Annotated in this window: 9 protein-coding genes; 3 read left to right on the top strand and 6 right to left on the bottom strand. The window is 61.9% G+C overall.

Annotated features, from left to right (window positions below; all coding sequences use genetic code 11):
- Positions 1–137: 137 nt before the first annotated feature.
- On the bottom strand, positions 138–893 hold the full coding sequence (locus tag ACA057_RS04115; RefSeq protein WP_497346150.1) for a tetratricopeptide repeat protein: 756 nt from the start codon (positions 891–893) through the stop codon (positions 138–140).
- Positions 890–1,570 carry a Fe2+-dependent dioxygenase gene (locus ACA057_RS04110; protein WP_497346148.1) on the bottom strand — a complete coding sequence of 227 codons (681 nt, stop codon included), beginning with the start codon at positions 1,568–1,570 and terminating at the stop codon, positions 890–892. The genes ACA057_RS04115 and ACA057_RS04110 overlap by 4 nt, the downstream gene beginning before the upstream one ends.
- 205 nt (positions 1,571–1,775) lie before the next feature.
- On the opposite strand from ACA057_RS04110, the gene ACA057_RS04105 reads away from it, so the two are divergent.
- Together ACA057_RS04105 and ACA057_RS04100 are read left to right on the top strand one after the other, a co-directional pair.
- A complete protein-coding gene (locus ACA057_RS04105) occupies positions 1,776–4,100 on the top strand; it encodes a TonB-dependent receptor (protein ID WP_497346146.1) in 2,325 nt (774 codons plus the stop codon).
- Between the two features lie 225 nt (positions 4,101–4,325).
- Entirely contained in the window at positions 4,326–6,854 is a 2,529-nt protein-coding gene (locus ACA057_RS04100) for a PepSY domain-containing protein (protein ID WP_497346144.1), read from the top strand.
- Between the two features lie 76 nt (positions 6,855–6,930).
- Here ACA057_RS04100 and ACA057_RS04095 read toward each other — a convergent pair whose 3' ends face one another.
- The 4 genes from ACA057_RS04095 to ptsP all read right to left on the bottom strand — a co-directional run bounded on the left by ACA057_RS04095 (position 6,931) and on the right by ptsP (position 14,193).
- The gene (locus tag ACA057_RS04095) at positions 6,931–8,472 is read right to left on the bottom strand and encodes an alkaline phosphatase D family protein (RefSeq protein WP_497346142.1); all 1,542 of its coding nucleotides are present in this window, start codon (positions 8,470–8,472) and stop codon (positions 6,931–6,933) included.
- 167 nt (positions 8,473–8,639) lie between these two features.
- Positions 8,640–10,379: a PTS fructose-like transporter subunit IIB gene (locus ACA057_RS04090; RefSeq protein WP_497346140.1), complete on the bottom strand. Its 1,740-nt coding sequence runs from the start codon at positions 10,377–10,379 to the stop codon at positions 8,640–8,642.
- Positions 10,380–10,390: 11 nt separating this feature from the next.
- Positions 10,391–11,332, bottom strand: coding sequence for a 1-phosphofructokinase (pfkB, locus tag ACA057_RS04085; protein WP_401363074.1), 942 nt, complete (start codon positions 11,330–11,332; stop codon positions 10,391–10,393).
- Positions 11,332–14,193 (bottom strand): phosphoenolpyruvate--protein phosphotransferase, encoded by a 2,862-nt coding sequence (gene ptsP, locus ACA057_RS04080; RefSeq protein WP_497346138.1) that lies wholly within the window; start codon positions 14,191–14,193, stop codon positions 11,332–11,334. Before ptsP ends, pfkB begins: the two co-directional genes overlap by 1 nt.
- A 288-nt stretch (positions 14,194–14,481) precedes the next feature.
- Here ptsP and cra point away from each other — a divergent pair, with 288 nt between their 5' ends.
- Entirely contained in the window at positions 14,482–15,477 is a 996-nt protein-coding gene (gene cra, locus ACA057_RS04075) for a catabolite repressor/activator (RefSeq protein ID WP_497346136.1), read from the top strand.
- The last annotated feature ends 1 nt before the right edge of the window (position 15,478 follow it).

Genomic DNA, 15,478 nt, shown 5'->3' with positions numbered 1-15,478 from the left:
CTTTTTTACATCTGAAATCCCCCCGCTGATCGTTCCCACGCTCTGCGTGGGAGTGCAGCCCGGGACGCTCCGCGTTCCATCCAAAGCCGAACGCGGAGCGTCCGTTGAGGCATTCCCACGCGGAGCGTGGGAACGATCTATCCAGCAGCCAGCTCTAGAGCACGTTGCTGATACTCGGTGGCCAGTTCGTGAATTCCTGGATCAGTCGACGTCAATAACGTCTGACTCGCCACCCGCAGAAAATTCAGATTGCCGCCAGCCAGTGCCTTGCGCAACCAGTCCAGTGCCTCATCGATATGCCCTTCATCCGCCAGCACCGCGGCAAAACTGAACTGCCCACGAAAATCCCCGCCGAGCGCCGAGCGCCGATACCAGTCACGCGCCGCCTGCGGATCAGCCGGACAAACCCGCCCTTCTTCCAGATAGCGCCCCAGCAGGTTCATCGACTTGGCGTGGCCCAGTTCCGCAGCATCGCGATAGAGGTTCAGCGCTTGCGCCTGATCCTCGACAACCCCGCGCCCGGTCGCCAGCAGGTTGGCGTAGTTGTACATCGCCCAATCCAGCCCGGCCTCGGCCGCCTGGCGGTAATGCCTGGCGGCAACCGAGGCGTTGGCCGCGCAGCCCCAACCATGCTCATGACAACGACCGAGCATGTTGCGCGCCATCAGGTGCCCGCCGTTGGCGGCTATCTCGAACCAGCGTACGGCCAGCGGCTGATCCTGCGCGATGCCCTGCCCGTCCAGCAGAATCTGCCCAAGCAAGGCCTGGGCATCGAGCATGCCTTCGCGGGCCGCGATCAGAATCGCCTGGGCGGCTCGGGCGGGGCTTTCATCGAGCATGGCTTTGAGCCGATCACCGTCGAGCACTTCCTCCCGGCGCAGTTGGAAACTCATACCTCGACCCAACGCCGCAACAGGTTGTGATACGTGCCGGTCAGGCGGATCAGCGAAGGATGGTCGGGCATGTCCTGGGTCAGCTGTTGAATCGCCCCGTCCATCTCGAACAGCAGCGCACGCTGGCTGTCTTCGCGGACCAGACTTTGCGTCCAGAAAAACGAGGCATACCGCGTGCCGCGAGTAACCGCGTTGACCTTGTGCAGGCTGGTGCCGGGATACAAGACCAAATCGCCGGCCGGCAACTTCACGCGCTGGGTGCCGAAGGTGTCCTGGATTTCCAGTTCACCGCCGTCGTAGTCCTGCGGCTCGCTGAAAAACAGCGTCGCCGACAAATCGGTGCGGACCCGCTCGATGCTGCCCTTGGGCTGACGCACGGCGTTGTCGATATGGAAGTCGAAACTGCCGCCGGCCGTGTAACAGTTCAGCAACGGCGGGAAGACTTTGTGCGGTAACGCGGCGGACATGAACAACGGATTTCCCCACAAACGCTCAAGCATCGCCGCGCCGACTTCCTTGGCCAGCGGATGCCCCTCGGGCAGTTGCAGATTGTGCTTGGCTTTAGCCGACTGGTAACCGGCGGTGATTTTGCCATCGGCCCAATCGGCCTGCTCCAGAGCCTCGCGAATGCGCTGCACTTCTTCTTTCGCGAATACGCCGGGAATGTGCAGCAGCATGGGTGACACCTGAATGCAAAGGGACGGCAATGGTATTGATTCTTATTGCCCGTGTAAAACCCCCGCGACGAACGAAACACCTAAAACCGTAAGGGCAAATTGTAAAGAATGTAAATTCTTCACGAATGGTAACGTTTCGCAATTGATACAAATACCCGTTTACCCTATATTCCGCGGCCTCAAATCCTTGGGGAGGGGAATAAAAATGTCACGCCAACAACCACAACTACCGGTCAGTTCACCGCGTTTACTCGCTTCTGCAATTGGCGTGGCGATCACTGCCAGCTCCGCGGGCCACATGGTTTTCGCAGCTGAAAAAACCGACGAGAAAGCACCGAGCAACACCATTTCCCTGGGCGCTACCGCGATCACTGGCGAAGCTCAGGACCAGACTTCCTACAACGTCGAAAAAGCCTCCTCGCCCAAGTACACCGCGCCGCTGGTGGACACACCGCGCTCGATCACCGTCATTCCGCAACAAGTACTCAAGGACACCGGCGCCCTCAACATGCAGGACGCGCTGCGCACCGTTCCCGGCATCACCTTTGGTGCCGGTGAAGGCGGCAACCCGCAAGGCGACCGTCCCTTCATTCGCGGATTCGATGCCCAGGGCGACACTTACCTGGACGGCGTGCGCGACACCGGTTCGCAGAGCCGCGAAATCTTCGCCGTTGAATCCATCGAAGTCAGCAAAGGCCCGAACTCGGCTATCGGCGGCCGTGGCGCGGCGGGCGGCAGCATCAACCTGGTGAGCAAAAAGGCTCACTTGGGTGACTCGCTCGATGGCGGCTTCACCTGGGGCTCCGACCAGACCCAGCGCTACACCTTCGACGGCAACTACCAGTTCACTGACACCGCGGCTGGCCGCCTGAACCTGATGAGCCACGAAAGCAACGTCGCCGGCCGTGACAGCGTCGATTACGACCGTTGGGGCATCGCGCCGTCGCTGGCCTTCGGCCTGGGCACCGATACTCGAGTCAACCTCGACTACTACCATCTGGAAAGCAACGACACCCCGGACTCGGGCATTCCTTACTCGATCCCGGTTGCTGGCTCGGCTGCCCGCACCAAGTCCAACCCGGACAAGCCGGATGACGGCGGCGACAGCAGCAACTTCTACGGCCTCAATGATCGTGATTTCCGCAAGACTCGCGTCGACACCGCGACCTTCGCCATCGAGCACGACCTGAACGACGCGCTGACCGTCAAGAACACCCTGCGCCACGGCACCAGCATGCAGGATTACATCCTGACCCAGCCGGACGACAGCAAGGGCAACGTCAACAATGGCAGCGTCTGGCGCCGGGCCAACACTCGCGTGAGCAATACCGAGACGACAACCAACCAGACCGACCTGTTTGGTGATTTCTACATCGCCGGGTTCAAGAACAGCTTCGCCACGGGCGTCGAGCTGAGCCACGAAGAAAGCAAAAAATCTTCGTACAACGTCAACACCGACACCACGCCGGGCACAGCGGCTGTAACGACCAACTGCAACCCTGGATTGATCGGCACACCGAGCGGCTTCAACTGCACCTCGTTGTCCGGCCCGAACCCGAACGATCCATGGAACGGTGCAATCTCGCGTAACTACGCCGGCACCACCACCAAGGCCGACACGTACGCGCTGTATGTGTTCGACACCCTGGAGCTGTCCGAGCAGTGGCTGGTGAACATGGGCCTGCGCTACGACCATTTCGACACCGAGTACAAAACCTACACCGCAGCCGGTGGCACCACGTCCAAGGGCGACGACACCAGCGAGTTCGTTACCGGTCAGTTCGGCGTGGTCTACAAACCGGCGGAAAACGGCAGCATCTATGCGTCCTACGCCACGTCCGCCACACCACCGGGCGCAACGCTTGGCGAAGGTCAGGATGGCAACCCGCTGGGCGGCACCCCTGATCGCAACGGCAACCTGCTGAGCAGCGACATGGAGCCGGAAACCACCAAGAACTACGAAATCGGCACCAAGTGGGATCTGCTCAACGATCGTCTGTCGCTGACGGCGGACATCTTCCGCACCGAGAAAGACAACGCTCGGGTGCAAACCAACACCACCACGTACGAAAACGTCGGCAAAACCCGCGTTCAAGGTTTCGAGCTGTCGGCCACCGGCAAGCTCACCGACAAATGGCAGGTGTTCGCCGGTTATGCCTACATGGACAGCGAGCAAGTGGATGGCGGTGATTTGCCGGCCAACAAAGCCAACGATGGCAACGAACTGCCGAACACACCGAAAAACAGTGCCAGCCTGTGGACGACTTACCAAGTCACGCCGAAGCTGACCATCGGCGGCGGCGCGTTCTATGTTGACGACGTGTTCGGTAGCGCAGCCAACACCACCATGGTTGATTCCTACGTTCGCTACGATGCAATGGCCGCCTACAAGCTGACCAAAAACATCGACCTGCAATTGAACGTGCAGAACCTGACCGACGAAACCTACTACGACAAGGCTTTCTCGACTCACTTCGCCAACCAGGCGGCGGGCCGTACTGCTTTGCTGAGCACCAACTTCCACTTCTAACCACCACTGTAGGAGCGAGCTCGCTCGAGAAAAACTCAAGAACGACGCGGGGCCAGGTTGACCGCGTCATCGTTGACGACCTTCGCGAGCAAGCACGTTCCTACGGAATCGGGCCCCGTTCATCTACATGAACGGGGCTTTTGTGCGTAAGAAAGAATGTTTCTCGACAACCCACGGCATAATGCGCGCCGTGATGACTATTTTTGAACGAACAAGGCGAGCAACGTGTTGAAGAAAACCCTGTTCCAGTTGCACTGGTTTTTCGGCATCAGCGCCGGGCTGGTCCTGGCCCTGATGGGCATCACCGGGGCGACGGTGTCGTTTGAGGATGAGATCCTCCGGGCTTTGAATCCTTCGGTGCTGCAGGTCGAAAAACAGGTTGCCGGTGTGCTGCCACCCGTTGAACTGGTGGAGAAAATCGAAGGCGCCTCGGGCAAGAAAGTCGCGATGATCTGGGTCGAAACCGACAGCGGCAACGCCGCGCGCGTGTCCTTTACCCCGCCACCGGGTGAACGCCGTGGCGAGATGCGTTACTTCAACCCGTACACCGCCGAATTCATGGGCCATGCCGTCGGCGAAGACTTCTTCGGCTTCATGTTGCAACTGCACCGCTTCCTCGCCATGGGCGACACGGGTCGGCAGATCACCGGTGCCTGCACGCTGATTCTGGTGTTCTTTTGCCTGTCCGGTCTGTACCTGCGCTGGCCGCGCCAATGGAACAGCTGGCGTGCCTGGCTGACCCTCGACTGGAAGAAAAAGGGCCGCAGCTTCAACTGGGATTTGCACTCGGTGGCCGGCACCTGGTGCCTGGTGTTTTACCTCCTGGCGGCGCTGACCGGGTTGTCCTGGTCGTATGAGTGGTACAACAAAGGCCTGACCCAACTGCTGTCCGATGCGCCGCAAAACGAACGCGTTCGCGGTGGCCGTGGCCCTGCGCCGAGTGGTCCGGCGCCCACCGCCGATTACGCGGCGATGTGGAGCAGCATCTACAGCGCCGCCGGCCCGAACCTGTCCGCCTACAACATCCGCATGCCGCCGGTGGCCGGGCAACCGGCGACCGTGTTCTACCTGCTGAACACCTCGCCGCATGATCGCGCGCTGAACCAGATCAGCCTCGACCCGGCCACTGGCGTGGTCAAACGGGTTGACCGTTACAGCGACAAGAGCCTCAAGGCGCAACTGCTGACCAGTATTTATGCGCTGCACGTCGGCAGCTATTTCGGCATCGTCGGGCGCATCATCCTGACGCTCAGCGCACTGACCATGCCGCTGTTTTTCGTCACGGGCTGGTTGCTGTACCTCGACCGTCGTCGCAAGAAAAAGCAGATCAAGGACGCGCGCAAAGGCCTCGTACAACCGGGCAGCGATGCGCCGGCCTGGTTGATCGGTTTCGCCAGCCAGAGCGGGTTCGCCGAGCAACTGGCGTGGCAGACCGCCGGCCAATTGCAAGCCGCCGGCCTGCCAGTGAAGGTCTCGCCGCTGGCGAATGTCAGCGAACAGGATTTGCGTGATTCCAACAATGCGCTGTTCGTGGTCAGCACCTTCGGCGACGGCGAAGCACCGGACAGCGCCCGGGGTTTTGAGCGCAAAGTGCTGGGCCGGGCCTTGAGCCTGGAAAGCCTCAACTATGCGGTACTCGGACTCGGTGATCGGCAGTATCAACACTTCTGCGGCTTCGCCCGACGCTTGCACGGCTGGCTGGGCGAACACGGCGGCAAGACGCTGTTCGCCCCGGTGGAAGTCGACAGCGGCGACCCTTACGCCTTGCGTCACTGGCAGCAGCAACTCGGTCTGCTGACCGGACAGGCGCCCGTGGACACCTGGCAAGCGCCGAGCTATGACAACTGGACGCTGACCCGTCGTGATTTGCTCAACCCTGACAGCAGTGCTTCGGGTGTTTACCTGCTGAGCCTGACCGCGCCGACGACCAGTAGCTGGCTGGCCGGTGATCTGGTGGAAGTGTTGCCGCGCAACTGCCCGTGGGCGATCGAGCATTTCCTCGATGGCATGGGGATTGATGGTCGCGCCACGGTTGAACTTGACGGCCTGTCGCAACCGCTGGAACAAGCCCTGGCCACTCGGCAACTGCCCGAGAACCGAACGCACCTGGTCGGTCTGCATGCACAGGCGCTGGTGAATGCCTTGGTGCCGTTGGCCATGCGCGAATACTCCATCGCCTCGATTGCCGCCGATGGCGTGCTCGAACTGATCGTGCGCCAGGAACTGCATCCCGATGGCAGCCTGGGCATCGGCTCCGGCTGGCTGACCGAGCACGCGCCAGTGGGCAGCACCATCAGCCTGCGTGTTCGACGCAACAGCGGTTTTCATCTGCCAACCGAGCCAGTGCCGATGATTCTGCTGGGCAACGGCACCGGTCTGGCGGGACTGCGCAGCCTGCTCAAGGCGCGGATTGCCGACGGCCAGCAACGGCATTGGCTGTTGTTCGGCGAGCGCCATCGCGAGCACGACTACCTGTGCCGCGACGAGCTGGAAGACTGGTTGATTTCCGGCGACCTGGAGCGCCTCGATCTCGCGTTCTCACGGGATCAAGAAGAGAAAATCTACGTGCAGGATCGGCTGCGCGAATCGGCGGACGTGTTGAAGCAATGGCTGGCGGACGGCGCCGTCATCTACATCTGCGGCAGTTTGCAAGGGATGGCTTCCGGCGTGGACCACGTACTCAACGAAATCCTCGGCATTCCAGAGGTCGACCGCCTGATCGAACAAGGCCGCTACCGCCGCGACGTCTACTGACCCACCACAATTAAATGTGGGAGCAAGCCCGCTCCCACATTCGTTTGGTGTCGATCATAAAAAAGGTGTTGCGATCTCACACCGGCTGCAGCTTCTGCTCAAACACCGACACCCCGTCCAGATCCCGCAACACCACACTCATCTCCCCCGTCTGCCCATCGATATTCACCTCGCCAAAAAACTGAAACCCGGCAAACGGTGACGCGTTCTGCGCCGGCGGGGCCTTTTCGAACACCACCTCAGGACCAAAGGTTTTATCCAGCTGATCAGGCCCGAAACTCCCCGCATTCAAGGGCCCCGCCACAAACTCCCAAAACGGCTCAAAGTCCTGGAACGCCGCACGATCCGGGTGGTAATGATGCGCCGCGCAGTAATGCACATCCGCCGTCAGGAACACAAAATTGCGCACCTGTTGTGCCCGCAGAAAACCGAGTAACTCAGCGATTTCCAGTTCGCGGCCCTGCGCCGGTCCCGGGTCGCCGTTGGCCATCGCATCCCAGCGCGTCACGCCGGGGCGGACTTCACCGTCGGGCACGCCGAGGCCGATGGGCATGTCGGCGGCGATGACCTTCCACTGGGCGCTGGAGGTTTTCAGCGAAGCCTTCAGCCAGTCCAGTTGTTCACGACCGAGGAAGGGTTTGACCTCGCCGAGGTTGTCGTCATTCGCCCCACGATAGCCGCGCATGTCGAGCACAAATACATCGAGCAACGGACCATAACTGAGCTGGCGGTAAATCCGCCCGCCGCCATCGGCGCTTTGCAAACGCATCGGTGCGTATTCGAGCCAGGCCTGGCGCCCATGGCCCACGAGGCTGTGGATATCTTTATTCGTGTAGCGCTCATCCAGTTGCTTGCCCGGCGACCAGTTGTTCACCACTTCATGGTCGTCCCACTGCCAGATCTGCGGAACCTCGGCGTTGAAGCGACGGATGTTTTCATCCATCAGGTTGTAGCGGTAATTGCCGCGATAGTCGTCGAGGGTTTCCGCGACTTTGCTCTTGGCTTCGCTGGTGATATTGCGCCACACACGGCCACTTTCGGTGGGCAGTTGCGCCGGCACCGGGCCGTCGGCGTAGATGCTGTCGCCGCTGTGGATAAAAAAGTCCGGCAGGCGCAGACGCATGGCTTCGTAGATGCGCATGCCGCCAATGTCCGGGTTGATGCCAAAGCCTTGCCCGACGGTGTCACCGCTCCAGACAAAACGGATGTCGCGACGGCTTTGCGGCACGCTGCGCAAGTGGCCGAACCAGGGCTCGCTGGCCACACCGGTCTGGGCGTCTTCGAACTGCACGCGGTAGAAAATCGCCTGGTCGGCGGGCAGGCCGGTGAGCTCGACCCGAGCGGTAAAATCGGTGCGGGCATCGGCCAGCGGCGAGACGAATCGCCGAGGATTGCTGAACAGGCTGCGGGTGTCCCACTCCACCACCATCCGCGCCGGACGGTCGCTGCGGCTCCAGACCATCGCGCGGTCGCCGAGCAGGTCGCCGGACTGCACGCCATCGGTGAGTTGCGGCCGATCCTTGACCGAGGCAATCACCGCCGGCGCCAAACCGGGAAGCAACAGCCCGGCGCCAACGGCTTGCATGACACGACGGCGACCGAGGTCGAATTCGCTCATGGTGTTCTCCCTGAAAAGGAAAAACTAAAACATGGCCGCATGACGCCCGTGTGAAACACGACCCTTGTAGGAGCGAGGCTTGCCCGCGAAGACGGCCTCACAGTCAGCATCTTTGTTGAATGTTAAGCAGCCTTCGCGGGCAAGCCTCGCTCCTACAAGGTCAGGTGTCAGGCGTTGACGGGTTCTATGGCCATCTCAACGACTTCAGGCCGTTTGAGCACCGCATACACCACCGCCGTCAGCAGACTCCCGGCGACAATCGCCAGCAAATACAACAGCGCATGGTTGATCGCATTCGGGATCGCCAGCACAAACAATCCACCGTGCGGCGCCATCAGTTTGCAGCCGAAATACATCGACAACGCACCGGTCAGCGCCCCCCCGGCGATGCTCGCCGGAATCACCCGCAGCGGGTCTTTCGCGGCAAACGGAATCGCCCCTTCGGAAATAAAACACAGCCCCAATACCAACGCCGCTTTACCGGCCTCGCGCTCGGTCTGGGCAAACTTGCGCCGAGCAATAAACGTGGCGATGCCCAGACCAATCGGCGGCACCATCCCCGCCGCCATGGTCGCGGCCATCGGTGCATAACTCTGCGACGCCAACAGCCCCACCGAGAATGCATAGGCCGCCTTGTTGATCGGCCCGCCGAGGTCGACGCACATCATGCCGCCCAACAACACACCAAGCAGAATGGCGTTGGTGGTGCCCATGCTGTCGAGGAAATGCGTCAGCCCCGCCAGCATCCCGGCGACCGGTTTGCCGACCACATAAATCATCACCAGCCCGGTGAACAGGCTCGCCAGCAAGGGAATGATCAGGATCGGTTTCAGCGCCTCAAGGCTCTGCGGTAATCGCGCATAGCGGTTGATCGCCTGGGCCGCGTAACCGGCGATGAAACCGGCAATGATCCCGCCGATAAAACCGGCGCCCAACGTACTGGCGAGCAGACCACCAATCATCCCCGGCGCCAGGCCCGGACGGTCAGCGATCGAGTAAGCGATGTACCCCGCCAGCAACGGCACCATCAGCTTGAACGCGGTCTCGCCACCGATCTGCATCAGGGCGGCGGCGAGGGTGCCTTCCTCCTTGAAGGCGGTGATGCCGAAGACGAACGACAAGGCGATCATCAGACCGCCCGCCACCACCATTGGCAGCATGAACGACACACCGGTCAGCAGGTGTTTGTAGACGCCGGTTTTCTCTTGCTTGGCCGGACCTTTGGCGCCGGTCGCTGCCGTTTCCTGCTGGCCTTCGGCGAGGGCTTTGTTGAGCGTGGCTTCGGCTTGCTTCAAAGCGATACCGGTGCCGCACCGGTAGATTTTCTTGCCGGCGAAACGCTCGGTGGCGACTTCGATATCGCAGGCCAGCAGCACCACGTCAGCGTCAGCAATCGCCGCTGCGCTCAGAGGATTACGCGCACCGACCGAGCCCTGGGTTTCCACCTGCAAATCGTAGCCCAGTCGCTTGGCTGCTTGCTGCAAGGCTTCGGCAGCCATGAAGGTGTGAGCGACGCCGGTTGGGCAGGCCGTGATCGCGACCAGGCGTGGAGCATTTTTACTGACCACAACCGGCTCGACGACGGCTTCGGGGGCGACGTAAACCTGAGCCTCTTCAGCACCCCGGCGCAGCACCGCTTCGACATCTTGCAGGGCCTGCGCCGGAGTACTCTGGAACACGCGTTTGCCGACGAATCGCGACATGTCCACAGGCGTGCTGGTCACCAGCAACACCCATTCGGCAGCCTCGATCGTGGCCGCCGACAATTGCCGTTCCGGATGCGCTGCATCATTGACTTCGACGCTGGTGCTCCAGCCCTGACGCTGAGCCGCTGCATCGAGCAACCGCGCGCACAGCACACTGGTGACCATGCCGTTCGGGCAGGCCGTAACAATGGCTAACTTCATGACAAACCCTCTTATTGTTCTGTCAGGGTGCGGATGCGCACGCCCTGTTCGAGCTGCGCCAATTGCGCCGCATCGCCAATGCCGAAACCGATCTGGGTGACCGCCATCGCGGCAATTGCCGTGGCGGTGCGCAAGGTCTGTTCAGGCGTGTCGGCACTGAGCAAACCGTGGAGCATGCCCGCTAGCAACGAATCGCCTGCGCCCACCGTGCTGACCACGCTGACCTTGGGCGGCGTCGCGTGCATCGCCGAGCCGACGCTGAACCAGTTCACGCCATCAGCGCCGTGGGAAATCACCACATGCTCGATGCCTTGCGCGTGCAAGCGGCTCGCCGCTTCGGCCTGGGCCGTGACCGAAACCACCTCGCAACCCAGCACATCGGCCAGCTCCTCGGTGTTGGGTTTGATCAGCCACGGGCCGGCATTGAGCGCGGCCCGCAACGCTTCACCGCTGGTGTCGAGCGCCACGTTCAAGCCGAGGTTTTTCAAGCGCAGAACCAAGGCCTCCAACCATAGCGGGCTGATGCCTTGGGGCAGGCTCCCGGCGACGACGACCGCGTCATGACCGGGCGCAATTTGATCCAATCGATCAAGCAACGCCTGCTGCGCCGCTTCACTCACCAAGGGGCCGGGCCCGTTGATGTCAGTGATGCGCCCAGCGCTTTCCGCCAGTTTGATGTTGCTGCGGGTCTCGCCGGGGACACGGATGAACGCGTCGACAAATCCGCGTTTGGCGAACAGGGTTTCGAACGCCTGAAGGTTGTCTTCGCCGAGGAAACCGCTGACCGTGAGCTGATGCCCAAGGTCCGCCAGCACTTGCGCCACGTTCACGCCTTTGCCGGCGGCGTGGGTGTGCATCTCGTCGCTGCGGTTGACCTGACCGGGTGCAAGCACCGGCAACTGAACGGTGAGGTCCAGTGCCGGGTTGAGGGTCAGGGTTAGGATCTTGGCCATTACAAAGCCTCCACTAATGCGCGCACTTCATTCGCGCTGCCCACGGCCAGGGCCTGTTGGGCAAGGGTTTGGGTCTGGGCCAGGCTGAGTTCGCGGATGCGCGCCTTGACCTCGGCAATGCTGCGACCCGAGACGCTGAGTTCATCGACACCGAGACCGACCAGCACCGGCACCGCTAGCGGATCGGCCGCCAGCTCGCCACACACGCCGACCCACTTGCCATGGGCATGGGCTGCGCGCACGGTGATGTCGATCAGTTGCAGCACCGCCGGGTGCAAGCCGTCAGCCTGGGCCGACAACGTCGGGTGGCCACGGTCGATGGCCAAGGTGTATTGGGTCAGGTCGTTGGTGCCGACACTGAAAAAGTCGACTTCTTTCGCCAGCACCGGCGCCAACAAGGCCGCCGACGGTACTTCGATCATGATCCCCAGTTGCAAATCTGCAACCGGGATTTCCAGGCGCAGGCGCTCGGTCATGTCCCGGGCCTGACGCCACTCATCGACGCTGCCGACCATGGGAAACATGATCCGCAGCGGACGGTTGTCGGCAGCCCGCAACAACGCGCGCAGCTGCGCTTCCATGATGTGTGGACGTTGCAGGGTCAGGCGAATGCCGCGCACGCCGAGAAACGGGTTTTCTTCTTTCGCGATCGGCCAGTACGGCAGGGGTTTGTCGCCGCCGACGTCGAGGGTGCGCACCACCAGCGGGCGACCGGCCAGGCCATCGAGGACGCGTCGGTATTCGACTTCCTGGGTGGCCTCGTCCGGCGCTTGCGAGTGGGCCATGAAAATCAGCTCGGTGCGCAGCAGGCCAATGCCTTCGGCACCCTGCTCCACGGCACTGGTGACGCCCGCGCTTTCGCCGATGTTGGCAAACACTTCGACCGCGTGGCCGTCAGTGGTCAGCGCCGGTTGATGGCGTTGTTCGGCGGCCGCTTTCAGGCGTTGCTCGCGGGTGTCGCGTTCTTCGGTGGCGCGCTGCAACGTCGCTGCATCGGCGTCCACGTGCAGGCGACCGCGCTGGCCATCGAGCAGCAACGGCGTGCCCGGCGCCAGCAGCAACACCGCAGCGCCAGCCCCGACCAATGCCGGAATACCCAGCGCGCGGGCGACGATGGCGCTGTGAGCGGTGGCGCCGCCACGGGCGGTCAGAATGCCGGCGACCCGGGCCGGATCGAGACGTGCAACGTCGGACGGGCCGACTTCGTCCATCACCAGAATGTACGGTTGATCGGGTTCGCTCGGGGTCTCGACACCACAGAGCTGCGCCAGCACGCGACGACCGATGTCGCGCAAGTCGGCGGCACGTTCAGCGAGCAAGGCGTCGTGCAGCGACTCCTGTTGCTTGGCCGCCGCTTCGATGACCGCCATCCACGCCGCTTCAGCGCTTTCGCCTTGCTTGAGGCGGGTGTCGACTTCGTCGGTCAGTTCCGGGTCGTCGAGCATTTCCTGATGGGTGATGAAAATCTCGCGAATCGCCTTGGACTTGCTGCGCTCGATCAGCCCTTGAATGTCGCGACGCACGTCGGCCAACGCCTGTTGAAGACGCTCGCGCTCGATCGCGGCAGACTCACCGCGCAGCGGGTAATCAATGGTTTGCAGCACTTGAATGTGCGCAGGGCCGATGGCGATGCCTGGTGCGGCGGCGATGGCCTGAACCAGGCTGCCGGACGCTGGCGCCAGCAGCACTTCGGCGACGTCGGCCATGACTTCACGCTGCTGACTGACGGCTGGCAACGGCTCGACCTCTTCGCCCAGGCCTTCTTCGATGGCGGCGAGCAAGGCTGGCAAGGCGTCGGCAGCGATGCTCGGTTCGGCGACGAATTCCAGCACCTGGCCGCGACGCGCACCGAGGCTGAGCAGCTTGCTCAAGCTCTTCACCGATACCGCGCTGTCCTGGCCATCGACAATGCGCACGCGGATTTCGCCCTCAAAACTTTTCGCCAGTTGCGCGAGGATCTTGGCCGGCCGCGCATGCAAACCGTGAGCGTTGGCCAGCGCAATACGCGCGCTCGGCCAGTCGGCTGGCAATTCACCGCCGAGTACTTCGAGGACTTTGCGGCTGCTGGTGGCGCGGCCCAGTTCGTGGCCTCGGCCTTCGATCAGCAACGCACAAAGGCGTTCGAGCAAGGCCTGATGGGCCTCACCGAGGCTGGCCAGGCAAAACAGCCCGCTCAACGGCTGACCGAGGTAGCGCATCGGTTTGTCCGGGGTGACGAAGGCCAGGCCCGGACGCTTGACCGTTTGTTCGCTGTGCAACCACCACAGGCCATCGCCCAGCGGCAGTGCTTCGACTTGCTGCAACACCGCGGAAAAACCGTTGCTCACGCAGTCGGCCTGGCGCAGCAAACGCGCACCGCGCCAGACCAGTTCTTCGAAATCGTCGGCGGACACCCCGAGGCCGATCATTTGTGCATCCAGCGCCAGTTCTTGTGGCGCGCCTTGCAACAGTTTCAGCAAGGCTTCGGCGGAGCTGGCGCGGCGCAGGGCCTGACCCAGATCGGTTTCGCCGAGGGCGCGGGTCAGCAGTTGCAACAGGCGCAGGTGTTCATCGGATTTGGCGGCAATACCGATCGCCAGATAGACGATCTGACCATCACCCCAGTCGACCCCTTCTGGAAACTGCATCAGCCGCACGCCGGTGGTAAACACCAGGTCGCGGGTGTCGGGCGTACCGTGGGGGATGGCAATACCTTGACCGAGAAAGGTCGAGCCCTGGGCTTCGCGCGCCTGCAAACCGGCGAGGTAACCCTCGGCGACCAGGCCATCGGCGACCAGATGCTGCGCCAGCAAATGCAACGCTGCGGACTTATCCACCGCCGACTGGCCCATGGATATCTGCTCTATGGTGAGCTCGAGCATGCTTTCTCCTTTTTGGCACCTGATGGCGCCAGGTATTGTTTTGAATGATTCAGCTTAGGCCCTTGGTCTTCACTTTTGGCGGTTTCGCGGCAGAACCGTCCAAAGAGCCCATAACGTAGAAAATACGCTTGCTGAAACGTTTAATCTAGAAAGATTGGCACGTTACTCGATAATGTCCCATCCTTGAAGTCCAACTTGTCGGAGCGTTGCGACAATGGTCGCCTGCCCGAATCGGGTAGGATTGACGAAAATGTCGGGGCAAGCTCGAACAAATAAGGAAATCCCGGGTTGAAACTCAGTGATATCGCCCAGTTGGCCGGTGTGTCCGTTACCACCGCCAGCTACGTCATTAATGGCAAGGCAGAACAGCAACGGATCAGCAGTGCCACCGTTGAGCGTGTGCGCGCGGTCGTCGAACAACATGGCTTCACGCCCAATCCCCAGGCGGCCGGGCTGCGCAGTCGGCACACCCGCACCCTGGGTTTCATTTTGCCGGACCTGGAAAACCCCAGTTACGCGCGGATCGCCAAACTGCTTGAACAAGGTGCCCGGGCTCGCGGCTACCAGCTGCTGATTGCCAGCTCCGATGATGCACCGGACAGCGAACGGCAACTGCTGAAACTGTTTCGTGCCCGCCGCTGTGACGCGCTGATCGTTGCCAGTTGCCTGCCGGCCGGTGACGACAGTTATCGTCAGTTGCAGGCCAAAGGCATTCCGATTATCGCCATCGACCGGGTCATGGAACCTGAGCATTTCTGCTCGGTGATCAGCGACGACCGCGAGGCCAGCCTGCAATTGACCCGCAGTCTACTGGACCCGCTGCCCAAACAGATCGCGCTGATTGGCGCACGCCCCGAATTGAGCATCAGCCAGGAGCGCGCCGGCGGGTTCAAAGAGGCGCTGGCCGGGTTCAAGGGCGAGGTGCTGATCGAGCACGGTGAGTCGTTCAGCCGCGAGTGCGGCAAACAGTTGATGGAAGAGTTGTTGCAGCGCCTGGGCCATTTGCCGGATGCGCTGGTGACCACGTCCTACGTGCTGCTGCAAGGCGTGTTCGACGCCCTGCATGACTTCCCGCTGAAAACCCGTCCGCTGCGCCTCGGCACCTTCGGCGACACGCAGTTGCTGGACTTCCTGCCGCTGCCGGTCAACGCCATGGCCCAGCAACACCAGTTGATCGCTGACAAGGCGCTCGCACTGGCCCTGGCCGCCATCGAGCAATCCGATTACCAACCCGGCGTGCAGGCCATCGCGCGGACCTTCAAGCAGCGTATTCACCAGGACTGAA

The sequence above is a fragment of the Pseudomonas sp. LBUM1661 genome, assembly GCF_059695925.1.
Note: the sequence above shows the minus strand (reverse complement) of the source record. Positions and strands in the feature narration are given on the sequence as shown.

Bases quoted from the DNA above. Each gene is read 5' to 3' on its own strand.
- ACA057_RS04115 (WP_497346150.1), bottom strand. From the start codon at position 893: ATGAGTTTCCAACTGCGCCGGGAGGAAGTGCTCGACGGTGATCGGCTC.
- ACA057_RS04110 (WP_497346148.1), bottom strand. From the start codon at position 1,570: ATGCTGCTGCACATTCCCGGCGTATTCGCGAAAGAAGAAGTGCAGCGC.
- ACA057_RS04105 (WP_497346146.1), top strand. From the start codon at position 1,776: ATGTCACGCCAACAACCACAACTACCGGTCAGTTCACCGCGTTTACTC.
- ACA057_RS04095 (WP_497346142.1), bottom strand. From the start codon at position 8,472: ATGAGCGAATTCGACCTCGGTCGCCGTCGTGTCATGCAAGCCGTTGGC.
- ACA057_RS04090 (WP_497346140.1), bottom strand. From the start codon at position 10,379: ATGAAGTTAGCCATTGTTACGGCCTGCCCGAACGGCATGGTCACCAGT.
- pfkB (WP_401363074.1), bottom strand. From the start codon at position 11,332: ATGGCCAAGATCCTAACCCTGACCCTCAACCCGGCACTGGACCTCACC.
- ptsP (WP_497346138.1), bottom strand. From the start codon at position 14,193: ATGCTCGAGCTCACCATAGAGCAGATATCCATGGGCCAGTCGGCGGTG.